The 22399-nt window shown below is 67.4% G+C and carries 21 protein-coding genes and 1 pseudogene; 15 read left to right on the forward strand and 7 right to left on the reverse strand.

What is annotated here, in order from left to right; translation table 11 throughout:
• The first annotated feature begins 166 nt into the window (after positions 1-166).
• The 5 genes from NGR01S_RS00205 (at position 167) to NGR01S_RS00225 (ending at position 5702) form a co-directional block, all read left to right on the forward strand.
• A complete protein-coding gene (locus tag NGR01S_RS00205) occupies positions 167-2296 on the forward strand; it encodes an acetate--CoA ligase family protein (protein ID WP_084480245.1) in 2130 nt (709 codons plus the stop codon).
• Positions 2293-3459 (forward strand): thiolase C-terminal domain-containing protein, encoded by a 1167-nt coding sequence (locus NGR01S_RS00210; RefSeq protein ID WP_063034103.1) that lies wholly within the window; start codon positions 2293-2295, stop codon positions 3457-3459. The genes NGR01S_RS00205 and NGR01S_RS00210 overlap by 4 nt, the downstream gene beginning before the upstream one ends.
• Positions 3456-3890, forward strand: a complete 435-nt coding sequence (locus tag NGR01S_RS00215) for a Zn-ribbon domain-containing OB-fold protein (RefSeq protein ID WP_084480246.1) — start codon at positions 3456-3458, stop codon at positions 3888-3890. Before NGR01S_RS00210 ends, NGR01S_RS00215 begins: the two co-directional genes overlap by 4 nt.
• 28 nt (positions 3891-3918) lie before the next feature.
• A complete protein-coding gene (locus NGR01S_RS00220; protein ID WP_063034107.1) occupies positions 3919-4578 on the forward strand; it encodes a TetR/AcrR family transcriptional regulator in 660 nt (219 codons plus the stop codon).
• A gap of 185 nt (positions 4579-4763) precedes the next feature.
• Positions 4764-5702: a TIGR03619 family F420-dependent LLM class oxidoreductase gene (locus NGR01S_RS00225; RefSeq protein ID WP_063034109.1), complete on the forward strand. Its 939-nt coding sequence runs from the start codon at positions 4764-4766 to the stop codon at positions 5700-5702.
• Positions 5703-5868: 166 nt separating this feature from the next.
• On the opposite strand, the gene NGR01S_RS00230 is transcribed toward NGR01S_RS00225, so the two are convergent.
• Entirely contained in the window at positions 5869-7209 is a 1341-nt protein-coding gene (locus tag NGR01S_RS00230; RefSeq protein WP_063034111.1) for a sensor histidine kinase, read from the reverse strand.
• Entirely contained in the window at positions 7202-7876 is a 675-nt protein-coding gene (locus NGR01S_RS00235; protein ID WP_063034112.1) for a response regulator transcription factor, read from the reverse strand. The genes NGR01S_RS00230 and NGR01S_RS00235 overlap by 8 nt, the downstream gene beginning before the upstream one ends.
• Before the next feature lie 186 nt (positions 7877-8062).
• Here NGR01S_RS00235 and NGR01S_RS00240 point away from each other — a divergent pair, with 186 nt between their 5' ends.
• From NGR01S_RS00240 to NGR01S_RS00250, 3 genes are all read left to right on the forward strand, one after another.
• Positions 8063-8638: a TerD family protein gene (locus NGR01S_RS00240; RefSeq protein WP_063034235.1), complete on the forward strand. Its 576-nt coding sequence runs from the start codon at positions 8063-8065 to the stop codon at positions 8636-8638.
• A 27-nt stretch (positions 8639-8665) separates the two neighbouring features.
• Positions 8666-9346: a TerD family protein gene (locus NGR01S_RS00245; protein WP_063034113.1), complete on the forward strand. Its 681-nt coding sequence runs from the start codon at positions 8666-8668 to the stop codon at positions 9344-9346.
• Positions 9347-9408: 62 nt separating this feature from the next.
• Positions 9409-9888 (forward strand): RDD family protein, encoded by a 480-nt coding sequence (locus NGR01S_RS00250; RefSeq protein ID WP_063034114.1) that lies wholly within the window; start codon positions 9409-9411, stop codon positions 9886-9888.
• Positions 9889-10316: 428 nt separating this feature from the next.
• Here the strand turns inward: NGR01S_RS00250 and NGR01S_RS00255 are convergent, their stop codons facing one another.
• Positions 10317-11009 carry an alpha/beta fold hydrolase gene (locus NGR01S_RS00255; protein WP_218020688.1) on the reverse strand — a complete coding sequence of 231 codons (693 nt, stop codon included), beginning with the start codon at positions 11007-11009 and terminating at the stop codon, positions 10317-10319.
• A gap of 242 nt (positions 11010-11251) precedes the next feature.
• Positions 11252-12196: a TIGR03564 family F420-dependent LLM class oxidoreductase gene (locus tag NGR01S_RS00260; RefSeq protein WP_063034115.1), complete on the reverse strand. Its 945-nt coding sequence runs from the start codon at positions 12194-12196 to the stop codon at positions 11252-11254.
• A 63-nt stretch (positions 12197-12259) separates the two neighbouring features.
• Between NGR01S_RS00260 and NGR01S_RS00265 the strand changes: the two genes are divergently transcribed.
• On the forward strand, positions 12260-12907 hold the full coding sequence (locus tag NGR01S_RS00265; protein WP_063034237.1) for a TetR/AcrR family transcriptional regulator: 648 nt from the start codon (positions 12260-12262) through the stop codon (positions 12905-12907).
• Positions 12908-13067: 160 nt separating this feature from the next.
• Entirely contained in the window at positions 13068-13889 is an 822-nt protein-coding gene (locus tag NGR01S_RS00270; RefSeq protein ID WP_063034238.1) for an SDR family oxidoreductase, read from the forward strand.
• A gap of 68 nt (positions 13890-13957) precedes the next feature.
• Here the strand turns inward: NGR01S_RS00270 and NGR01S_RS00275 are convergent, their stop codons facing one another.
• Positions 13958-14800 carry a mycofactocin-coupled SDR family oxidoreductase gene (locus tag NGR01S_RS00275; protein ID WP_063034116.1) on the reverse strand — a complete coding sequence of 281 codons (843 nt, stop codon included), beginning with the start codon at positions 14798-14800 and terminating at the stop codon, positions 13958-13960.
• A 269-nt stretch (positions 14801-15069) separates the two neighbouring features.
• Here NGR01S_RS00275 and NGR01S_RS00280 point away from each other — a divergent pair, with 269 nt between their 5' ends.
• A complete protein-coding gene (locus tag NGR01S_RS00280; RefSeq protein WP_063034117.1) occupies positions 15070-15690 on the forward strand; it encodes a TetR/AcrR family transcriptional regulator in 621 nt (206 codons plus the stop codon).
• Here the strand turns inward: NGR01S_RS00280 and casG are convergent.
• Positions 15680-17344 (reverse strand): steroid-24-oyl-CoA synthetase, encoded by a 1665-nt coding sequence (casG, locus tag NGR01S_RS00285; protein WP_063034239.1) that lies wholly within the window; start codon positions 17342-17344, stop codon positions 15680-15682. The genes NGR01S_RS00280 and casG overlap by 11 nt on opposite strands.
• Before the next feature lie 182 nt (positions 17345-17526).
• On the opposite strand from casG, the gene NGR01S_RS00290 reads away from it, so the two are divergent.
• The 4 genes and pseudogenes from NGR01S_RS00290 to NGR01S_RS29780 all read left to right on the forward strand — a co-directional run.
• On the forward strand, positions 17527-18288 hold the full coding sequence (locus NGR01S_RS00290; protein ID WP_063034118.1) for an SDR family NAD(P)-dependent oxidoreductase: 762 nt from the start codon (positions 17527-17529) through the stop codon (positions 18286-18288).
• A 192-nt stretch (positions 18289-18480) separates the two neighbouring features.
• The gene (locus NGR01S_RS00295) at positions 18481-19323 is read left to right on the forward strand and encodes an IclR family transcriptional regulator (protein WP_084480247.1); all 843 of its coding nucleotides are present in this window, start codon (positions 18481-18483) and stop codon (positions 19321-19323) included.
• 121 nt (positions 19324-19444) lie between these two features.
• Positions 19445-20623: an acyl-CoA dehydrogenase family protein gene (locus NGR01S_RS00300; protein WP_063034119.1), complete on the forward strand. Its 1179-nt coding sequence runs from the start codon at positions 19445-19447 to the stop codon at positions 20621-20623.
• A 373-nt stretch (positions 20624-20996) separates the two neighbouring features.
• A pseudogene (locus NGR01S_RS29780) lies at positions 20997-21154 on the forward strand (SDR family oxidoreductase); the annotation flags it as partial.
• A gap of 73 nt (positions 21155-21227) precedes the next feature.
• On the opposite strand, the gene NGR01S_RS00310 reads toward NGR01S_RS29780, so the two are convergent.
• A complete protein-coding gene (locus NGR01S_RS00310; protein ID WP_063034121.1) occupies positions 21228-22049 on the reverse strand; it encodes an RNA polymerase sigma factor SigF in 822 nt (273 codons plus the stop codon).
• Positions 22050-22399: the final 350 nt, after the last annotated feature.

The raw sequence follows: 22399 nt of genomic DNA on the forward strand, positions 1-22399 counted from the left end.
TCGCCGTTACGCCCTGGTAAGGGCAGTCGCGACCGCAGAAACTGTGTGATCGGGGAGGGTGGCCGACCTCGGCTCCGGTTCAGACATCGAGAGAGTTTGTGTCTAAACCTGTAGTAGCAGGTCGGCTGTCCTTTCCCAGAGTAATAGCATCACCAAGGAGTGCTATATGGCGAATACAGAGTCGACAACGGAGCCCATACATCCGGTGCTGGATTCGAATATCGCTTCTACGGACCCATTGAATCTTCGGACTTTTTATCGACCGCGGTCCATCGCGGTGGTAGGAGCCCATGACACGCGTGCGGGTCTGGCCAGCGTCACCAGCCGCGCGCTGGCACATGCCAAACGAATCGGCGCAGCCTTCTATCCGGTGAATCCGACCAAGGACAAAGTCTTCGATATTCGCGCTGTGGCAGACCTCGCCGCACTTCCGGGGCCGATCGACGTGGTCTTGATCCTGGTACGAGATGCCGAGGCCGTGGTGAACTCCGCGAGAGACGCCCGGCTCGACGTCGGCTTTTTTCTGGTATTCGCGAACGGCTATTCGGAACTCGGCACAGATGAGGGCATCGAACGGGAGAGGTCTCTGGTCAGGGCGGTGCGCAGGGCAGGCGCCCGGCTGATCGGACCCAATACCAACGCGAACGCGTGGGACCCGCTCGATGAGCTGCCGGGTCGGCGGATCGGGGTAATTTCACAGAGCGGCGCTCAGGGGCGGCCGCTGACCCAGGCCCAGCAGCTCGGCGTCGCGTTGAGCTACTGGGCACCGACCGGAAATGAAGCAGATCTTGCTGCGGCGGACTTCGTCGAGTTCCTGGCGCGGGATCCCGATACTGCCGTCATCAGTGCGTACATCGAAGGGTTCACCTCGGGCCGGCGCTTACGAGAAGCGGCGGTTGCCGCGATCGAGAACGAGACACCCATTGTCGTGGTGAAGGTCGGGCGCAGTGAGGTCGGCCGGGTGATGGCCCAGTCCCACACCGGGCATCTGGTCGGCACCGACGAAGTGTGGGACGTCTTCTTCGAGCAGTTCGGTATCGTGCGCGTCGATGATCTCGACGAACTCATCGAGATCGGTGCGGCGCTGGCCCGCTGCCCGCTACCCACCGCGGACGGGGTCGTGGTGTGCAGCGTTTCCGGTGGCTCGGCGGCACACGTGGGTGATCTCGCCACGGTGGGCGGATTGCCGCTTCCAACGCTCAGTTCCGCGACGCAATCCTCGCTGCGCGAGGTGATTCCAGCGGAATTGAACATCTCGAACCCGGTGGACAATGGCGGTGTGACCGTGCTTGCCGGCAATGGGGCCCGTATCCTGGACTTGTGTTTGCGTGATGACGCCATCGGCGTGATGCTGTGCCCCGTCCCCGCGCCGGGCGGCGGGCTCACAGAGGCTGTGGGCGCCAGTCTTGTCGAGTTCGCGCGAACCGCGAAGAAGCCGGTGCTGCCGATCTGGAATGGGGCATCCGCCGACCATCCGGTGTATCGGGAGCTCTGGGCCGCTGGTCTGCCGGTCTTCCGGAATGTTCGTAATGCTGTCGGCGCCACGCGGGCGTTGCTCAGGCACCCGGCACGAGACCCGGAGCTTCGCGAGGTTGTTCGGCTCGCGCGTGGGTTACCCGGTCCGCCTCGCCCTGCCCGGTCGACCACCCTGTTGGACGAGAGCCAGTCGACCCGCTGGTTGGAAGATCGTGGGTTCGAGTTCGCCGCTCATCGGACGGCCGACACTGTGGCGGATGCCTGCGCAGCCGCGGACGAGATCGGTTATCCGGTTGTTTTGAAAGGACGTGGCCACTCCCACAAGAGCGAGCACGGGCTCGTTCGGACGGGGCTGGACGGCCCCGAAGCCGTGAGTTCGGCCGCCGTGGACATGCGATCACGTGGTGCCGAGGGTTTCCTGGTCGCACAGCAGGTCTCGGAGGGGATCGAGCTACTGGCCGGGATCAGCGTAGATCCGGTGCTCGGCCCAGTTGTCCTGGTCGGTGCGGGCGGGGTCAACGCCGAGTTGTATCGCGATGTTGCCCGCGCCGTTCTGCCCCTCACCCGTTCACGCGCGGAGAGAATGGTGGCAGGCTTGCGGATCTCTCCGCTGCTCGACGGCTGGCGTGGCGCCCGGCCTGCCGACAGGACCGCGGTCGTCGATGCCGTGCTGCGCCTCGCCGAACTCGCAGCGACCGGCGAGGTTGCCGAATTGGATATCAATCCCCTGCTCGCGCGGGCCGATGGGGTGATCGGGCTGGACGCCCTGGTGCGGCTGACGACTCCGGCAGCCGACACTTCCGAAACGCAGGCGCGATGAACCCGGCCGCTCATTGCGCGATCGTCGGTATCGGACAGACGGTCTACACCCGAGGAACGGACAGGTCGACGCTGGAACTGCACTTGGAGGCGTGCCGGCGCGCGCTGGACGATGCCGGCTTGACGGTAGCCGACGTCGACGGATTCATTCCCAGTTCGCTGGCTCAGGCCACGGTCGAAGACTTCATCGTCAACCTCGGTTTGCGGGACCTGGCGTTCAGCACCTCGGTCCAGCTCGGCGGCGCAAGCCTGATTGCCTCGGTGCAGAACGCCTGCATGGCGATCTCGACGGGGGTGGCCTCATGCGTCCTGATACCGGCGGGTCGACGTGGATATTCCGGTGAACGGGTGTCGACCGGCAAGGCTGTGACAGCGCCGTCGATGGCGACCGTTCGCGAGTTCGAGTTTCCGCTCGGAAACATAGGCGCCGCACAATGGTTCGCCCAAGCGGCCCAGCGTCATATGCACGAGTTCGGCACAACGAGTGAACAACTCGGCCATGTGGCGGTGAACAGCCGCGCGAACGCCAACTTGAACGAGCGTGCGCTCATGTACGGCAAACCCATGACGCTGGACGATCACCAGAACTCGAGGATGATCACCTCACCGTTCCGCTTATTCGACTGCTCATTGGAATCCGACGGGGCGGGAGCACTCGTGATCGTGGGTGCCGAGCGCGGTCGGGATCTTCGAAAGCTGCCTGTTCTGATATCGGGTGTGGGTACATCCCATAGCGATTCGCCGACGTCGATCACGCAGAAGCCGCATATCGCCGGTGTCCCCGCGATAGGGGTAGCTGCGCGCCGCGCATTGGGGATGGCGGGTATCGACGTGACGGATGCAGATTGCCTGATAATCCACGAGGGGTTCACCTGGTACGTTATCGCCGCACTGGAGGCGCTCGGGGTGGTGGGAATGGGCGAAGGCGGACCCTATGTAGAGGAGGGCCATATTCGCCTGGACGGACGCACCCCGGTCAACCCCCATGGAGGTGCGCTTTCGGAGGCACACGTATCGGGTATGAACCACATCATCGAGGGTGTCCGGCAACTCAGAGACGAAGTGGAGCCGGCCCGGCAAGTCGCCGGATGCGAGAACATTCTGGTGGTGAACGAGGGCAACTTCTTCGACGGTGCCGTCCTGTGCTTGCGGCGCGCGTCATGATCCCGCGTCCGGCGCCAGAGCCCACATCGCTGACTCGCGGCTTCTGGGAGGCCGCGCGCCGTCACGAATTGGTGATACAGCGATGTAGCGCCTGTGGTGTGTACCGCCACTACCCTCGTGTGTTGTGTCCGGACTGTCACAGCGCGGATTGGCAATGGACTCCGGTCAGCGGCCGCGGCACGATCTTCACATTCACCGTCACGCACCGGGCTTTCCATCCCGCCTGGGTCGACCGGGTGCCGTATGTCTGTGCCACCATCGAACTCGATGAGGGAGTTCGTATGGTCAGCGATCTGCCCGCCGAGGACACCACCCGCGCAGCAATCGGAATGCGTGTCGAGGTGTTCTTCGAAGAGCAGCCCGATAGCGGTGCCACGCTGCCGAGGTTCCGTCTCTGTGAAAATCCGCCCGCCTATATCGTGCACGAGTAGCGCGGTCGATCGAAGGGAGTATTTCAGTATGTCGCCGGACACTTCTGGCCTGGATACCCAGCACGTCAAAGCCAGCGATGGTCGCGTACCTCGGGCTCGGGGATTGGCGACGCGCACGAAGCTGCTGGAGTCGACATCCGCATTACTCCAGGTGCACAGGTACCACGACATCACGGTAGCGGATATCGCCAGTGAGGCACAGACGAGTACTGCGACATTCTATCAGTACTTCCCCGATATCGCCTCGGCCGCGCTCGAACTGGTCGGGCTCGTGATCGACAAGGGGGAGAGTATGGCAAAGATCGTCCGGGAGACCGACTGGAGTGGGCCGTCGGCGTATAACGGCTCGGCTGTACTCGCGTCCGAGTTCCTCTCGTTCTGGGAAGAACACATGGCCATACTCCGGGTGCTCGATCTTTTCGTCGCCGAGGGGGATCGGCGATTCTACGAATTGCGCCTCCGGTTTCTCGGGGCGGTCACCGACGAGATCACCCATGCCGCCGGCAGGTGTCACGAGCACAGCGGTGAAACGAACCCGGCGGAGCCGCGAGCCATCGGGGCGGTTCTGGTGTCGATGCTCGCACACGTCGCGGCACATCAACGAGGAATGCAGACCGAGGGCATCGCCAGGACAGACACACATCAGGTCATGGCAGAGATCATCCACCATGCGATCACAGGCAGGTGAGTATCAGCCGTTCCAGGACGATGTCTTGCCCGGCAAGTGGACCGCTCGAGTCTTCAACTGGTCCGGATATTACTTCGGTGCTGCCACGCGCAGCTCATTCCCTGGTCCTATCGAACTTGCTCAGGCGCCGCGGTCCCCGAAGTCACCTTCCTGGCCGGTCGCCGATCCGAAAGAAATCGTAATCCATGAAATTCGATGTCATCCTCCCGGGAAGCAATCATATTCCGGGCCTGAACCCTTGGTCACATACGCTCGACGCGAACGGTTTTCGGCGTATTCTCACCACTCTCGATGAATCGGGCTTCCATGCCGTGTCCGTCTCGGAGCACCTCGCGATGCCACTGTTCGAAGTATCGAGGCTGGGCCCGTATTGGCAGGATGCTTTGTCGGTGATGGCGTTTGCCGCCGCAGCGACCCACCGGATCCGATTGGACGCGGCCGTTCTGGTGTTGCCATATCACCATCCGCTACGGCTCGCGAAGGCGTTGGCGACGATCGATGTGCTCTCCGGCGGCCGCGTCAATGTGTCGATCGGTGTCGGCCATGCCGAACAGGAGTTCGCGGCGATGGGAGTGCCTTTCCGGGAACGTGGCGCACGGAGTGACGAGATCCTCGAAGCGCTGACCACCCTCTGGACCGCCGAACTGCCCGCACACCGCGGCACGTACTTCGAGATCACCGGCCTCGCGGTGGAGCCGCGTCCACTGCAGAAACCGCGTCCGCCCATCTATATCGGCGGGAATTCGAAGCCGGCCCTGCGTCGCGCGGCACGCTTCGACGGCTGGCAGCCGAATCCGACGGACTTCACGCTGGAGGAGATCCCGCCACTGCTGGACTACATCCGTGAACAGCAGGATTTTGCCGGCAAGGAGGACAGCTTCGATGTCAACTGGCTCAAATCCCCTGCTGGTGTCATTCTGCGCAACGGCTTCGCCGACGCGACCGCCAGAGAGTTGAGCGGTTTCCGGGACGAGCTGATCGAAGCCTATTCCGGCGCCTATCGGCAGGCCGGTATCACCCGCGCGGTCGTGGAACCGCCGGGCCCCGTGGGTTCCGAACAGGAGTATCTGGACTATCTGCGTTGGTTCGCCGAGGAGGTCGCGCCGGTAGTACGGGCAGAGTGAGTATCCCGCGCCGATAGCGCTGCTGCGGTGGATCGGCCTGTTGTCGATCGTGCCGGCCTGTCCCAAGGTGTGGGTAGCGGCCATCGCGCCTGCCGGGTGCTCCGCTGGTGGCCCGAAGGTGCCCGCCCCGTCCGTCCGGGATCACGCTGGACGATCTGCGTCCGGGTCACTCATCGGTGTGTTCGGGCAGGGTGATCTCGAGGCGGGCTCCGCCGAGGGGCGAGCTCGACAGTCGCGCGCTGCCGCCGGTGTGACGGGCGGCTTCGGCGATGATTGCCAGGCCCAGGCCGGCGCCGCCGTGGGTGCGGCTGCGGTTGTCGTCGCTGCGTTCGAAGCGGCGGAAAAGCCGGTCACGGTCGGATTCTGGAACCCCGTCGCCGTCGTCGTCGACCCAGAGGACGACCTGTCCGTTCTCGCAGCGCAGCGTGAAGTCGACACGAGTACGTGCGTGGCGGCGCGCGTTGTCGGTGGCATTGCGGACCGCCCTGGCCAGTAGCCCTTCGTCGGCGAACACCCGGGCCGGTCCCACGGCCGCGATATCGACGGTGACACCGAGTTGGCGCAGCCGACTCGATTCGGCGAGAACTATATCGTCGAGATCGACTTCGCCGCGGTTGTGGCCGGGCCCTTCCCCGAGACGTGCCAGCAGCAGCAGATCGTCGACCAGACCGTGTAATCGGGCGGCCTCGCTGTCGACGACCCCGGCCAGCGATGCCAGATCGGTCGCCCCGGGATGGTGCAATGCGACCTGTGCGTGCTGGCGGATGGCGGCCACGGGGGAGCGCAATTCGTGGGAGGCGTCGGAAACGAACCGTTGTTGAGCCCGGTGCGAGGACTCGAGCCGGTCGAGCATCCGGTTCATGGTCGCGGCCAGCCGAGCGACCTCGTCTTTCCCGGCGGGTGGATCCACCCGCCGGGAAAGATCCGCACCGATGGATTCGGCGTCGAGCCGTATGCGCTCGACCGGTCGCAGCGAGCGGCCGACCACCGCCCACATCAGTGCCGCGACGAACGCGCTGACGGTGGGCACCGCGGCGGCCAGCAACAAGGCCGCCGATCGTACCGCGCTGTCGGCGTCCTCGAGCGAGCGCGCGACGACAACGGATTGCACCGCTCCCGACGCCGATGTGATCGGCGCCGACTGCACGACATAGCTGTCCCCACCGAGGGAAAGGCGGTCTGCGAACGGTCCGGGCAGGATCGGGCCCCCGGCGGAATCCCCCTCCGAGGTGGCGATCACGCGACCGTCCTGCTGCAGCTGGATGATCACATCGTCGACTTCCGAGATCGGTAGCAAGATCGGACCGGCGGCGTGCTCGAGCCGGTGCTGTGCGTCCGTGGCGATCTGGGCGGCCTGGATATCGGCGGCGTTCGATTGCGCTGTGACCAGGGCGTGGCGGAACAACGCCAGGAAACTCACCGCACCGCCGGCCAGGACCGCCAGCACGATGGCCGTGGTCGTCACCGTGATCCGTACCCGCAGCGACGGCAGGCGCAGGCTAGACATCGGGCATCAGCCGATATCCCGCGCCGCGGATCGTGCGGATGCTATCGACGGCGAACGGTTTGTCGATCTTGGCTCGCAGGTGCGCGATATAGACCTCGACGATATTGGAATCACCGTCGAATTCGCCGTGCCAGACTCCGGCCAGGATATCGCTCTTGGACCGGATCACGCCCGGTTCTCGGGCGAAGAATGCCAGTATCGCGAATTCCCGGGCGGTCAACCGCACCGGAGTATCACCGCGGCGGACCTCTCGGGTGGCCGGGTCGAGACGTAGGCTGCCTACCTGCAGCGAGGTGGGGCGCTCCGGGCGTCCGCGGCGGATCAACGCGCGAAGCCGGGCGACGAGTACCGGGAAATCGGCGGGTTTGATCACGTAGTCGTCGGCGCCGGTATCGAGACCTTCGACCTGGTCCCATTCACCGTCCTTGGCGGTGAGCATGAGGATGGGTGTCCAGTTTCCCTCGTCCCGCAGGGTTCGGCACACCGCGTATCCGCTCATGCCCGGCATCATCACGTCCAATATGAGGGCGTTGTAGCGCACCTCACGTGCCCGCCACAGGCCGTCGGCCGCGGTATAGGCCAGATCGACGGCGAAGCCCTCGGCCTGAAGCCCTCGCCTCAGCCCGTCGGCGAAGCGGATCTCGTCGTCGACCACCAGTATGCGCACGGCACCCAGTATGGATCGACGACCATGAATACTCCTTCGACCGTGCTGTTCGCACACTTCGCACCGCGGTCGAAGCGGGATCGGCGCGTGTACCGCGGCGCCGCACCGAACCGTCGTTAATGCTGGCTTAAGCATTCGCCGGGCACCATGGCCACGGCCGTTCACCACGAGAAGGAGTACAACAGGATGGGCGTGACCCTCGCGAAGGGTGGCAATGTATCGCTGTCGAAACAGGCACCGGATCTGACCGCGGTCGCGGTCGGTCTGGGCTGGGACGTGCGGTCGACCACGGGCGCCGAGTTCGACCTGGATGCCAGCGCCCTGGCGACCGGGCCGGATCAGAAGGTCCTCTCGGATCGGCATTTCGTGTTCTACAACAACCTGCGCTCCCCCGAAGGCAGCATCGAGCACACCGGTGACAACCTCACCGGTGAAGGAGACGGCGACGACGAGGTGATCAATGTCGACCTGGCCGCCACGCCACCCACGATCACCAGCATCTTCTTTCCTGTCTCGATCCATGACGCGAACGCGCGGCAGCAGTCGTTCGGACAGGTCCGCAATGCGTTCATCCGGGTCGTGGACCGGACGACCGGCTCGGAACTGGCCCGCTACGACCTGACCGAGGACGCCTCGACCGAAACCGCCATGGTCTTCGGGGAGCTCTACCGCCACGGTGCGGAGTGGAAGTTCCGCGCCATCGGCCAGGGGTATGCCTCCGGGCTGGCCGGAATCGCTCGCGACTACGGCGTGAACATCTGACCTCGTCTGCGATCGGGAGGACAGTCGATGGGCATCGACTACACCAAGTATCAGGCGCCGTCCGCGGTGGGCGGCGTGAACCCGGCAGCCGGCCCGGAGAAGCTGACGCTCACCAAGAACGAACGCAGCGTCGACCTCGCCAAAGGCGGTGAGCGTCAGGGCGTGATGCGGGTGAACCTGAACTGGACGAATCCGGAGCCGGTCGGGAAGCCGGGCTTCTTCGCGAGACTGCTCGGCGCGAGCGGCGGTATCGACCTGGACCTCGGCTGCCTCTATGAACTCGCCGACGGCTCCAAGGGAGTCGTCCAGGCGCTGGGCAACAGCTACGGCGATCTGAACAAACCTCCGTTCATTGCGCTGGATCGTGACGACCGCACCGGTGCGGTGACCGACGGGGAGAATCTGCACATCAACCTCGCCGACCCCGCTGCGTTCCGCCGGATACTGGTCTTCGCCATGATCTACGAGGGAGCCGCGAATTGGGCGGCGGTCGACGGTGTCGTCACCATGTATCCGACAGCCGGGCCGCAGATCGAGGTCCGCCTGGACTCCGCGGTCGACGGGGCACGCATCTGCGCGGTCGCGCTGCTGACGAACACGGGTCGTGGCCTGACCGTCGGACGTGAGGTCGAATATGTGAACGGCAGCCAGGCCGACCTCGACCGTGCCTACCAGTGGGGTATCCGCTGGGCGGCCGGTCGCAAGTAGCGCGACCGACCATTCGGCTGGCGGACCCGGGTCCGCCCGGTCCTTATCACAAGGAAGAAGCAATGAGCACAGACGGATACGATCCCCGGCTCGCAGCCCCCGTGGGACTTATCCCGGGTGGCCTGGGTAAGCGCGCCGGCGCCCGCTTCATCGACTGGATCATCGCCGGTATTGTCGGAGCGATCCTGTTCTGGCTGTTGAACAAATCCGTGCACACCCCCGAATGGGTCTCCATCCTGCCGGGCGCGGGATTCGCCTTCCTGTACTTCGTCGGCTTCGAGGTCACCACCGGCGCCACGCCCGGTAAGAAACTGCTCGGGCTGCATGTCGAAGGGGTCGGCGGGGCAGCCCGGCCCGGCCTCAAGGAATCCGCGTTCCGCAACTCCTACATGCTGCTCAATCTCATCCCGTGTATCGGTGGCGTGCTGTGGTTGTTCGCCGCCCTCGGCATAGCTGTGACCATCGGCTCGAGTCCCACCAAACAGGGCTGGCACGATCGCTTCGCAGACGGGACGCGGGTCGTCGAGGACGGGCCGAGGTAGCGCTGCCCGGCTCGTCGGAACCTGTTGGGCCGGCACCGAAGATCGTGGCCCCCGGGATCCGCCGCAATGGGTTCGGGGTGTGACGATGGAGAAGTTGTGGTGGGACTTTCGAGCAACCGGCCGCACCGGCCTCGCGCACAAGCCGGCGCGACTGGCCTGCGCCCGCACCGCAGGATAGACGGTGGGGATCGTCTTCTCTCCCGACACCGCTGCGGCCGGCCCGCATCATGCTCGTTGCAGTGGTATCCATGGTGTGGGTGATCACGCCGATGCTGTCCCGCTGCTTCGGCCACTGATCCACTACGGGTTCCGATGACGGTTCCGGCCGCTGGCGGGATGGAAACCGTCGCCCGGGCCGACCGGCTGCCCTGGATCGATGCCTGTGCCGCGGGACCGGTCGACGGTGGTGACCTCATGGCATCGGGCGATCACGCGAGGAGTTGTTCGAGAATTTCGTGGGCATGTGTCCACAGCAGTGCGGCGCCGCTGTCGGGTAGGTAGTGGCGGGTGGCGTTCGGGATCCGGCCGGCGAGCGTGACACCGTGATCGGGGGAATGGGTGGGGTTACCGTCGCGCCCGCCGTACCAGAGATGTACGCGAGCGGTGAGCTCCTCGACCCGGAACGGCCAGCGCGCGAAGTGCAGGACCGTATCGCGGGCATAGCCCGCCGAGCCGTGTGCGAAGCCGGCATCCAGCGCGCGACGGAACGCGCGGGCGAAGCCCGGTCGCAGGTAGATCTCACGGTCGACCTCGGAGCTGCCCTCGATGCTCAGCTGCCATAGGGTCTCGGCGCTCCCGAAACGCGCGAACTCGCGCTCGGCGCCGACCGGATCGGCGGCCACCAGCTCGACCAGCCGCCGGACCTCCTGTGGCAGAACAGTTCCCGGATAGGCGAGCTCGTCGCCGCCGGACACGATCGCCACCGCGGAGGTGAGCCCTCGCGCAGCCAAGGCGAGGGCGAACGGGGCGCCCTGCGAAAAACCTACGACCGCGGGGTCGGCGAAATCCAACTGCCCGATATCGTCGGCCCAGTCCAGCAGTGTGCGCCCCGGCATCCCGGTGGATTCCCCGGAACCGGGCCGCTCCACCGAGACCAGCCGGACGCCCGATCCGGCCGGCACGCTCGAGCCGAATCCGAGTCGGCGCCCCCACCCTGCCCCGGGGCAGAACAGAACCGGTCGGCCGTCCACCGGGCCCCACTCGGCCCAGGCCAAGCGGCGGCCGTCTCGCAGCCTCGTTTCTCCGGTCCGGGCAGGATCTTCCACATTCGGCGCGTCCATGCCGCCCATGATCGCCGGTAACCCGCCGTTCGGCGCCAACGGTTTTTCGAAGCCACTGGACGAGCCGGGGTCGGAGCGGGTGTTCAGTGGCTGCCGGTCCTGCTGAGCTCGCCGAGCAACGCCCAGGTTCGCTCCTCGTCACGTTCCGAACCCAGGGCGGTGAGGGTGAAGACGAGTTCGTCGGCGCCGGCTTCGGCGTAGCGGGCCACCGCGTCGGCCATGGTCTGCTCGTCACCGATCACGGCCAGTTCGGCCGGGTCGGTGATGTTCTCGCGGTCCAGTAGCGCCCGATACGCGGGCATCTCGCCGTATCTATGCATCTGCCGCGCCGCTCGCTCACGTGCGCCTGCCACATCGGCTGTCACCACGCCACCCACCATGCCGAGCACCCGAGGCGTCGGCCGACCGGCATCCGCGGCTCGTCGGGCGAGAGTGGGGATGGTGAAGTCGGCCAATGTATTCGGCCCGGTGAGCAGCGGGAGAGCTCCGTCGGCGAGTTCGGCCGCGACCCGCAGTGTCAGCGGGCCGGAGGCGGCCAGCAGGATGGGCACCGGCGAATGGAGGGCCGGCATGGTGCTGCGGGCCGGCGATCTGGCGACCAGCGTCTCGCCGGTGTGGTCGACTGCGCCGGTGTGCAGCAGTTCGCGCAGCGCGGTGAGGTATTCACGCAGATATCGGATGCGCGGGTGGGTATTGCCGTAGCCGGCGGCGATCTCCGGCAGGGACAGGCCCAGGCCGAGTTCGAATCGGCCGCCGGCCGCCTGCGCTGTGTGCGCCTGCATGGCCAGCGCGTTGGGGTGGCGCGGATGGATGGGCACGATCGCGGTACCGACCGTGGTGCCGGGCAGTTCCCGGCCGATCAGCGCGGCGACCGCCAATGCGTCGTAGTCGAAACGCTGGGTCAGCCAGACTGCTGGGACGCCGAGTTCGGCGAGCTTGCGGGCCTGATCGAGCAGGTACTCGACGGGATTCACGCCGGGAGTGAGTTGTTCGTAGTAGTCGGTGGGCAGGGCAACGCCGATTCGCATATCAACAAATGTATACCAAGTTTACTTATTTACCAGGTTTACCCTTCGGTTAGAGTGTTCGGTATGAACCCCGAGCCGGGCCTCCGCGAGCGCAAGAAGCGTCGAACCCGCGCGGCCATCTCCGATGCCGCTCTACGGTTGTTCCTGACCGACGGGTTCGACGCGGTCTCGGTGGTGGATATCGCGACGGCCGCGGAGGTGTCCAAACGCACCCTCTTCCAGTACTTCCCGTCCAAAGAGGATCTCGTAGTACACCGATTCGCCGACCACATCGACGACGCGGCCAGCGTGGTGCGGGATCGGGTCCGGGGGCAGACACCACTGAACGCGCTCCACAACGCGTTCCGCGCCGGCCTGGACAACCACGAACCCGCCACCGGCCTGTGTGACGCACCCGAAGTGGTGGCCTGCTACCGGTTGGTGCTGGACACTCCGGCGCTCACCGCGCGGCTCGCCCACTTCCTCAGCGGCGGCGAGATCGCGCTCGCCGGAACCCTCGGCCCGCCGGATGATCTGGACGCGCGACTGGCCGCGAGCGCGATCACCGCGGTGCGCCGCAACCTGTGCGAGGCCAACTGGCGCGAGATGGCTGCCGGGCGCAGCGCGGCACAGCGGCACCCGGTCGCGATCGCGGAGGCCGACCGCGCCTTCGAACTGCTCGCCGACGGATTCGCGCGGACGCTCGGCCCACATTGCCCGGCCGGTCACTGAGGCGGGTCGCGGCCGGCGTGGCTGTGGCGATGGTGTGTGGACTGGCCGGCGCGCCGCCACGCACCGCGCGGATGGTGCTGTCGCGGAACAGGGACCGCGAGGGGACACGCGCGGGAAATCACTTGCGTCGACGGCCGGTGGACAGGTGCAATGGCCGCTGATGCATGCCGAACGAGACCTCACCGGACGAGTGGCCGTGGTGACCGGAGTGGGCCGCCGGGCCGGGATCGGCTACGCGATCGCCCGGCGGCTGGCCGACCGTGGCGCCGCGCTCTACCTGACCCACTGGCGGCCCCACGACGAGGAGCAGCCCTGGGGCGCGGACGATATCAACGCGGTCCGCCGCGGATTGTCCGCCGCGCCACGGGTGGTGGACCACAGTGTCGATTTCGCCGACCCCGCCGCACCGGCGGAGGTCGTGGACGCCGCGGTCGCCGAATTCGGACAGGTGGACATCCTGATCGCCAATCACGCCCGCAGCGGCGGTGACGGGACCCTGTTCGAGATCGACGCCGCGGTGCTGGAGGCGCACTGGGCCGTGGACGCCCGCTCGGTATTGCTGCTCACTCAGGCGTTCGCACGACAGTTCCGTCCCGATCGCGGCGAGGTCGCCGATCGCGGCCGGGTGATCTGGATGACCTCCGGTCAGCATCTGGCGCCGATGCGCGCCGAAATCGCCTACGGCTCGGCGAAATCGGTGCTGGCGGGGATGACAGCGACGGTCGCCGACGAACTGATCGACCGCGGCATCGTGCTCAACACCGTCAACCCCGGCCCGGTCGACACGGGCTTCCTCGCCCCGGACACCACGGACCTGCCCCCGGAATTCGTCGAGCAGGTGCACTCCGCCTTTCCGCGCGGTCGGGCCGGCCGCCCCGACGACCCGGCCCGGCTGATCGAATGGCTGGTCTCCGACGCGGGCCGCTGGGTAGTGGGGCAGGTGCTCGATTCCGAGGGCGGTTTCCGGCGGTCACGCTTCTGATCGGGCGCCCCGGGCGGGTGCGCTGATCCCGCGGAGAGTCGGATCCGGCTATCCGGCGGCCACGTGGTTCAGGCATTGCCCTTCGCGCCGGCTCCGGCGTCCACCGGGAACACCAAGCCGGTCAGGTGGGCGCTCGCCTCGGCGGCCAGGAAGAGCACGACCCGGGAGACCTCCTCCGGTTCGAGGGCCGCGATGGGCAGCAGGTGGGTCAGACCGGCGAGGATCGGCGCCACATCCTCCCAGGTGGGATCGGTGAGGTCGGGCCGGAACCGGTGGTACATGGCGTCGTTTTGCACCATGGGAGTGGCGATATTGCCCGGGGCCACGGAGTTCACCGTGATGCCGTGCGGGGCGAGTTCCATCGCCAGCGATTTGGTCAGGCCGATCACACCCCATTTGGACGCCACATAGGAGGCCATGGCCGGGCTCGCGCCGCGCCCCATCATCGACGAGGTGGTGATGATGCGGCCGTATTTGCGGGCGATCATGCCCGGGGTGACCGCGGCCAGCGTGTTGAACACTCCGGTGAGGTTGCTGCCGATCACTTCGTGCCACAGCTCGGTGGTGTGCTCACCGATCGGCGCCACCCCTGTTACCCCCGCATTGGCGACCGCGATATCCACCGAGCCGAGTTCGTCTTCGGCGCGCCGCACCAGCTCGTCCATCGCGGCCCGGTCGGCGGTATCGGCCCGCACGCTCACGCACCGCCGGCCGAGGGCGGTGACCAGCTCCTCGGTATGCGCGAGGTCGGCGGGGGTGGCGAGCGGATAGTCCAGGGCGGCACTGTCCGCGCACCGATCACACAGGACGATATCGGCACCGCGCTCGGCGAACGCGAGTGCGTGGGCGCGGCCCTGACCGCGTGCGGCGCCGGTCACCAGCGCGACCCGGCCCTGGAATTCCTGTGACATCGGTGTCCTCCTCGGGTGCGCGACCCGCGCACAGCAGTAGGTACGGCCACGATCTGCGCGCGGACCGCGGCGCTCACGCTAGGGGTGCGCGGCCGGTGCCGCGGCCGCCGCTCTCACTGGTCGGGACCGCGACCACCGGGCGGCGGTGCCGGGTCGGTAGCGTCGAGTCCGCGGCGGGCGGTCCCACCCGAGGAAGAGGCCCGCTGCCGGTCTCGGGCGGCCGGTGCCGACGTGACGGATACCGGGTGGTGGGACGAGGAAGGGGAGATATGCCGAGGATCGCCGAGACGCGCGATGCCGCGGCACCGAGTTCCACCGAGCAGCATGCCCGGGTGGGCCGGATCCTCGACGCCGCCGCGACGCTGGCCGCCGACAAGGAACTCGACCGCGTCCAGATGCACGAGGTGGCGAAACTCGCGGGTGTCGCGGTCGCCACCCTGTACCGGTACTTCCCGTCCAAGACCCATCTGTTCGTGGCGGTCATGCTCGATCAGATCGACCGGATGCGCGCGAAGTACGCCCGGCGGCCCCATCCGGAGCAGAGTGCCCGGGACGCGGTCCACGACCGGTTGCTCCAGGTGGTCCGCGTACTGCTGGGCCGGCCGCTGCTGGCCACCGCGATGATCCAATCCAACAGCGCGGCCCGGGCGTCCGCGGTGCCGGATACGGCCGGGGTGGACCGCAATTTCCGGCAACTGCTGTACGACGCCGCCGGGATCGAGCAGGTCACCGAACGGGATGCCCGGCTGCTGCGGGTACTGACTCATGCGGTCTTCGGCATCATCCAGTCGTGTCTCAACGGCCGGCTCACCATCGCCGACGCGGAAGCGGACCTGCGGACGGCATGCGATCTGCTGCTCGCTGAGTGGCCTGAGTCGTTCACGCGGTGAGACCGCGCCGGATCACCTTCCCGGTGGCGTTGCGCGGCAGCGGGTCGGTGGTGATCCGCCAGCGGCTGGGCACTTTGTAATAGGACAGCCGCGCGACGGCATATTCGTGCAGTTGTGCCTCGTCGACGGTCGCCCCCGGGCGTACCACCACGATCGCCGCCACCTCCTGCCCCAGATCCTCGTGCGGGACACCCACGGCCGCGCACTCGGCGACGTCGGGATGTTCGTCCAGGCACTGTTCGATCTCGGTGGGGTAGACGTTCTCGCCGCCGCGCAGGATCAGATCCGAGCGACGCCCGGTCAACCGCAGCCGACCGTCTTCCAGGACGCCGAAATCGCCGGTGCGCAACCAGCGGTCCGGGGTGATCGCGGCCGCGGTGGCCGCCTCGTCCGCCCAGTAGCCGAGCATGACGAAGGGGCTGCGCACGCACACCTCACCCTCGGTGCCGTCGGGGACCCGTTCGCCGAACGGATCACGGATCTCCACCGATACCGTGAGAATCGGCCGGCCGAGCGTCCCGGGGTGCTGTTCGAGGTCGGCTGTCGTGGCGACCGCGATGGCGGTACTGCATTCGGTGAGACCGTAGCTGTCGACCAAGGCGTTGCGGGCGAACGGGAACCGCTGCCGCAGCCGGTTCTTGAGCGCGATCGACGACGGGGCCGAGGCCAGCGCGAAGGCCGTCAGCGACGAGAGATCGTAGCTGTCGATATCGCCGTGCTCGAGCAGACGGGCGGCCATGGTCGGCACCGCGCCCCAGTTGGTGACCCGTTCCCGTTCGATCAGTCCGAGCACCGTATCCGCGGCGAAGGCGCCCTGATACATCACCACGGTGCTCCCGGTCGCCAGCCGTGGCACCACCAGGTTGTGCAGGCTGGCGATATGGAACAGCGGTGAGGTCAGCAGATAGCGCTGGGGGCTCGGCTCGGTGTCGGAGTAGACCCGTCCGGTGAACGCCGCCGCCAGCGCGTCGGAGAAACGGTGGTAGTCGACGACCGCGAGCAGGTTGCGCTGGGAATGCAGCGCGCCCTTGGGCCGGCCGCTGGTGCCGCTGGTGTAGAGGATGACCGACGGATCGTCCTCGTCGACCTCGGCCCGGGGCAGTTCGGCGCCGGAGTGGGCCGCGACGAGCCGCGGCAGATCGTCCTCGACGGTGAGTACGGCGATCCCGGTGGTATCGATATCGGCCAGTAGCGCGGCACGTTTGGCATCGACGATCAGCACCCGCGGCCGGCTGTGCCCGAGTCCGTACTCGATCTCCCGGGGCATCCACCAGCTGTTCAGTCCGACCGCGATCGCACCCAGGCACTGCGCGGCCCAGAACGCGGTCACCCATTCGGGGGAGTTGGCGGCCAGCAGCGCGACCCGGTCGCCCCGGCCGACCCCGTACTCGTCGCGCAACGCGGTGGCCAGCGCGGCGACGGCCTCCGCGTGCTGCGCATAGGAGATACGGCGGTCGGCGGTCACCAGGTAGTCGCGGTCCTGCCAGGCCCGGGACGCGGCCACCAGGTCGCCGACCGCGCGCCCGCGCTGCCGCAGCACGGGCATGGTGGTGCCGAGTACCTCTTCCACGGTGATCTCGAACCGGCCACCCGGACCGGTCAGCCGCGTGATGACTTCGTTGAGGAACTGCTGTGCGTCTGCCGGTGTCGTCATGGTGGCGACCCTCTCGTTCACGGTGCGTAGCGGCTGACAACCTCTCACGACGCGCCGGAAAGGCCGGCGGTCGTTGCCACTGAGCGAGACCACCGTCCGCGATTCGTTCGGCCCCGCGGCTAGCGTCCGGTCTCGCGGTGCGGGCGCGTGGTCCCGCGGCACCTCGAGCAGTGGGAGACGATATGGGTTCTTTGGACGGCAAGGTGGCCATCGTCACCGGGAGCGGGCAGGGCGTGGGGCAGGGGATCGCCTACGCGCTCGCCGCGGCCGGCGCGGCGATCGCGGTGGTGGGACGAACCGAGAGCAAACTCCTCGCCACCACCGAGCATATTCGCGCGGCCGGTGGGCGGGCCGCGCCGGTGGTGTGCGATATCGGCGCGACCGACCGACTACAGCCCCTGGTGGAGCAGGTGGCCGAACTCTTCGGCGGAGTGGACATCCTGATCAACAACGCCAATCAGAGCGCGCTCGGGCCACTGCTCGACATCACGCCGAAGCATATGAACGAAGCGCTGACCACCGGGCCGGTCGCCACCCTGCGGCTCATGCAGGCCTGCCACCCGTATATGAAGGCCCGGGGCGGCGGGGCGATCGTCAATATGGTCACCTCGGCGGCGGTGCGCTGGGATGCCAGCGGTTACGGCCTGTACGCGGCCACCAAGGAGGCGATGCGGTCGCTGACCCGGACCGCCGCCAGCGAATGGGGCCGGGACGGTATCCGGGTGAACGCGGTCGCCCCGCACGCCCTGTCACCGGGCCTGAAATGGTGGACCGAACGCAATCCCGAGGAGGCGGCCGAATTCGTGGCCACCATCCCGTTGGGCCGGATCGGTGACTGCGAGAACGATATCGGCCGCGCGGTCGCCTTCCTGGTGGGACCGGACGCGGGCTACCTGACCGGGGCGACGATTCCGTTGGACGGGGGTCAGGCGCGCTGGTCCTGAGGGCCGAGCAGGTCCACGGGGAGAGAGGTACGCGCGGCGGTTGCGGGCCTGGTCCGGACCGGGTCACGAGCTGTGCTCGCAAGTAACTCGTCATTTCCGCTCCGCGGGAGCCGACGGGTGTTACTCTGACGCGAGAATCAATTTCAGTTTTTGCCTATGAAAGGCTTCTGAGCAGCTCTTTTGGAGAAGTCGATGACCATCATTGATTCGGGCGACGCCACTGCCGAGCAGTCCGGCGAGCCGGACCTGCCGCTGTCCATGGTCGAGCGGATGACCCGGATCCTGGATGCGTTCGACAATCGGAGCTCGCGGTTGTCTCTCGAAGAGGTCGCGCGGCGCGCGCGGCTGCCGCGCTCCACCGTCTACCGCATCCTGCACCAGCTCACCGAGTCGAGCTGGGTCGAGCACACCTCCGTGGGGTACGCGCTCGGCCGCCGCGCCCGCGGTCTCGGCGGTGACGGGCACGACCGGATCCGGGCGGCGGCGGCCCCGCTGCTGCACGAACTGCATCTGCGGACCGGTCTGGTGGTGCACCTGACCGTTCTCGACGGCGGCGACACCGTCTATCTCGACAAGGTCGGCGGTCGATTCGCCACCCGGCTGCCCTCCCGGGTGGGCGGATCCGCGCCGGCCTATTGCACGGCCGGCGGCAAAGCGATTCTGGCGGGTATGGAACCGGAGTCGGTCGATCGCCTCTATCGCCCGGCGCTGCCACGCCGCACCGGCAAGACGATCGCCGAGCGCGCGAGCCTGCACCACGAACTCAGCCGCATCCGGTTGCGCGGCGGGCTCGCCTTCGACGACAGCGAATCGGCGCCCGGGGTGGCATGTGTCGGTGCCGCGGTGCGCGGTGACGTCGGTCCGGTCGCCGCGGTCTCACTGTGCGGTGACGCGCGCACCGCACAGCTCGACCGGGTCGCGCCGTTGGTGATGAACCTGTCCCGCGAGATCTCACGCACTCTCTTCCCCGTATCGGGTGACCGGACGGAGCCGCCCACGGGCATTCGACCGCTGGCGGCGCTGGGATCGCACTGAGCTGCCGAACTCCGGTGATCGTCTCGCTCATCGGACGGCTCTGTGACAGAACAGCGAAACGGCTGGCAGCCTCGGCGGTGGAAGACGTGGGCGGCGGGATATCGAGCAGGAAGTTGGAGCGATGGGTCAGGTAACGGACCGGATCGAGCAGTACGCGGAAGAGATCCGCGCCGCGGGTGCCGAAGGGGACAGGCTCATGCGGCTCGCCGACACCTCGGCGCGCCGGCTGCGCGAATCCGGTGCGATACGGATGCTGCAGCCCAAGACGTACGGCGGACTCGAATGTCATCCCCGGGAATTCGCGGAGACCACCATGGCCATCGCCGCGATGGACGGAGCGGCAGGGTGGGTCACCGGTATCGTCGGCGTGCACCCGTGGGAGCTCGCCTTCGCCGATCCCCGGGTGCAGGAGGAGATCTGGGGCACCGATCCCGACACCTGGGTCGCGTCACCGTACGCGCCGATGGGTGTGGCGACTCCCGTCGACGGCGGCTACCTGCTCAACGGACGCTGGTCGTTCTCCTCCGGAACCGACCACTGCCAGTGGGCGTTCCTTGGCGCGCTGGTCGGCGATGCCGACGGGAAACCGGTCCTGCCGCCGGACTCGCTGCACGTGATCCTGCCCCGGACCGACTACGAAATCGTCGCGGACTCCTGGGACGTGATCGGGTTGCGCGGTACCGGATCCAAGGATCTGATCGTGCGGAACGCGTTCGTTCCCGCCTACCGCACCCTGTCGGCCGCGGAGGTGATGGACGGTACCGCCGTACGCCGGGCGGGCCGCACCGAAACCCTGTACCGGATGCCCTTCTCCTGTATGTTCCCGCTGGGTATCACCTCCGCGGTGATCGGTATCGCCGAGGGAGCGCTGGCCTGCCATATCGCCGCCCAGCGCGAGCGCGTCGCGGTGACCGGTATCCCGATCAAGGAGGACCCGTACGTGCTGTTCGCGATCGGCGAGGCGGCCGCGGAGATCGCCGCCTCCCGGGCCGCGCTGCTGGAGAACGTCGACCGGTTCTGGGACAGTACGGAAAAGGGCCGGGAAGTCGACTTCGAGGAACGTGCGATCGGCCGGCGCACCCAGACCGCGGCGGCATGGCGGGCGGTCCGCGCGGTGGACGAGATCTTCGCCAGGTCCGGCGGCGGGGCGCTGCACTACCGGTTCCCCATGCAGCGGTTCTTCCGCGACGCGCACGCCGGACTGGCGCACGCGATCCATGTGCCCGGCTCCATCTTCCACGCTTCGGCCTTGACACAGCTGGGTGGGGAACCACAGGGTATGCACCGATCGATGATCTGAGAAGACCGATCGATGTCGCCCGAGTGACAGCACTGTGCACCGTTCGTGAGAAGAGTAGTCATCGACCCGTCTCGCCCAACTCGCCCGCTGCTAGCGCCGGTGGGTGATCTCGGCGAGGCGTAGGTCGCGGGTGCGGGACTGGTAGGTCGCAATAGTTTTCGCCGAGCGTTCGGGGCCGCGGGCGCGGATGGCCTCGAAGATCTGGATCTGCTCGTCCTCGAAGAGGTCCAGGTCGTCCCTGGTGCGCGAGACCGCGCGGCGCGAGGTGAGGGCCGGTACGCCGTGCCGAAGGCCTCATCCAGTCATCCAGCGCGCCGACCCTGCTACCCGGGAGCTCGGGTCCGGCCAGAGTCTGCCGGAAGACCTCGCGGTCCTGTTCCGGCCGGATCTGGAGCACCCGCTCGGTCATGTGCTGCCGGTCGGCTGGGTGGACCCGCTGGACATCAGTAACGCGATGCTCTTCCTGGCTTCCGACGAGGCGCGCTACGTCCCCGGGGTGCCCCTCCGGTGGATGCCGGCAGCCCGCTGAAATCAGCGTCGCGGGGTGATCGCCCCGCGACGCTCGGCCGGTGGTGCGGTATCGCCGTCAGCGGTCGCCGGACGGTCAGTCCCGCAGCGCGCGGGCGCGCAGGGTCGCCAGCGTCCGCGACAGGACGCGCGAGATCTGCATCTGGGAAACGTTCAGTTCGGCCGCGATCTGGGCCTGGGTGCGGTTCTCGAAGAACCGCATGTGCAGCACCCGCTGGTCGCGGGTCGACAGCTCCCGCAGCAGGGGCGCGAGGGTCATGGCGTTCTCGGTGAGCTCATACGACGGATCCTCGTCGCCGAGCGAGTCGGCGCTCTTGGCCGCCGCCCCGCTGTTGTCGTTCTGTTCGACCGAGGCGTCCAGCGAATCGGTGCGATAGGCATTGCCGGCCAGCAGCGCCTGGGTGACCTCGTTGAGGTCGAGATTCATCGCCACGGCGATATCGAGCGCGGTCGGGGTGCGGCCGAGCTCCTGGCTGAGGCGTTCGATGGTGGGGCCGAGGGCGAGCTGGGTCTCCTTCAATCGCCGCGGGACGCGCACCGCCCAGGTGTGGTCGCGGAAATGGCGGCGGACCTCACCCATGATGGTGGGCACCGCGAAGGCCAGGAAGCTGGCGCCCCGGGAGGCGTCGTAACGGTCCACGGCGAGCACCAGACCCAGGGAGGCGATCTGGTGCAGATCCTCGTAGGTCTCCCCGCGGCCGGTGAACCGGCGCGCGATGTGATCGGCGAGCGGCAGACAGCGGCGCATGATCTCCTCGCGCAACTCCGGCCGCCCGGGGTCGTCGCCATCCATCGCCGCGAGCTGCTCCAGCAGCGGCTCGATCCCGTCGTAGCTGTCGGTACCGCGGCTGGCCCGCCGCGCGGTGGTGGGGGAGTCGTATGCGGCCACAGTTGTCATCGAGAACCTCGCTTTCCGTTGCCTCCGCCTCGATCGGCGCCGTCGGAGGGCGACACGACCCCCGGCTACCGCCGGATGCCGAGAGCAATCAAGATCGGCACACCTTCTTCGTTTTGTGAATCCCCGAGGTTGGCGGGTTTCGTTTTCCGGACAGCCGAGCCGGTCGATCGGTCGCTCCGCGCATCCGGGCGGCGCCGTTCACGGATACTGGGCATCTCCGGGCATCCCGTCCGGAGGCGACAGCACGACCTGGCAATGCGCCGGCCCGGTATCGGCTCGGTGCGCGGCGGTCATGAGCGTGGTGCGGGCTTCTCCGTGACATCGCCCCGTCGGGAATCGGAGGGTCGGCC

It is taken from the genome of Nocardia grenadensis NBRC 108939 (genome assembly GCF_001613445.1).
GTDB classification, from domain to species: domain Bacteria; phylum Actinomycetota; class Actinomycetes; order Mycobacteriales; family Mycobacteriaceae; genus Nocardia; species Nocardia grenadensis.

Coding starts and splice junctions, on each gene's coding strand:
- NGR01S_RS00225 (WP_063034109.1), top strand. CDS start 4,764: ATGAAATTCGATGTCATCCTCCCGGGAAGCAATCATATTCCGGGCCTG.
- NGR01S_RS00310 (WP_063034121.1), bottom strand. CDS start 22,049: ATGACAACTGTGGCCGCATACGACTCCCCCACCACCGCGCGGCGGGCC.
- NGR01S_RS00265 (WP_063034237.1), top strand. CDS start 12,260: ATGAACCCCGAGCCGGGCCTCCGCGAGCGCAAGAAGCGTCGAACCCGC.
- NGR01S_RS00240 (WP_063034235.1), top strand. CDS start 8,063: ATGGGCGTGACCCTCGCGAAGGGTGGCAATGTATCGCTGTCGAAACAG.
- NGR01S_RS00215 (WP_084480246.1), top strand. CDS start 3,456: ATGATCCCGCGTCCGGCGCCAGAGCCCACATCGCTGACTCGCGGCTTC.
- NGR01S_RS00245 (WP_063034113.1), top strand. CDS start 8,666: ATGGGCATCGACTACACCAAGTATCAGGCGCCGTCCGCGGTGGGCGGC.
- NGR01S_RS00220 (WP_063034107.1), top strand. CDS start 3,919: ATGTCGCCGGACACTTCTGGCCTGGATACCCAGCACGTCAAAGCCAGC.
- NGR01S_RS00230 (WP_063034111.1), bottom strand. CDS start 7,209: ATGTCTAGCCTGCGCCTGCCGTCGCTGCGGGTACGGATCACGGTGACG.
- NGR01S_RS00295 (WP_084480247.1), top strand. CDS start 18,481: ATGACCATCATTGATTCGGGCGACGCCACTGCCGAGCAGTCCGGCGAG.
- NGR01S_RS00205 (WP_084480245.1), top strand. CDS start 167: ATGGCGAATACAGAGTCGACAACGGAGCCCATACATCCGGTGCTGGAT.
- NGR01S_RS00210 (WP_063034103.1), top strand. CDS start 2,293: ATGAACCCGGCCGCTCATTGCGCGATCGTCGGTATCGGACAGACGGTC.
- NGR01S_RS00270 (WP_063034238.1), top strand. CDS start 13,068: ATGCATGCCGAACGAGACCTCACCGGACGAGTGGCCGTGGTGACCGGA.
- NGR01S_RS00280 (WP_063034117.1), top strand. CDS start 15,070: ATGCCGAGGATCGCCGAGACGCGCGATGCCGCGGCACCGAGTTCCACC.
- casG (WP_063034239.1), bottom strand. CDS start 17,344: ATGACGACACCGGCAGACGCACAGCAGTTCCTCAACGAAGTCATCACG.
- NGR01S_RS00250 (WP_063034114.1), top strand. CDS start 9,409: ATGAGCACAGACGGATACGATCCCCGGCTCGCAGCCCCCGTGGGACTT.
- NGR01S_RS00260 (WP_063034115.1), bottom strand. CDS start 12,196: ATGCGAATCGGCGTTGCCCTGCCCACCGACTACTACGAACAACTCACT.
- NGR01S_RS00275 (WP_063034116.1), bottom strand. CDS start 14,800: ATGTCACAGGAATTCCAGGGCCGGGTCGCGCTGGTGACCGGCGCCGCA.
- NGR01S_RS00290 (WP_063034118.1), top strand. CDS start 17,527: ATGGGTTCTTTGGACGGCAAGGTGGCCATCGTCACCGGGAGCGGGCAG.
- NGR01S_RS00300 (WP_063034119.1), top strand. CDS start 19,445: ATGGGTCAGGTAACGGACCGGATCGAGCAGTACGCGGAAGAGATCCGC.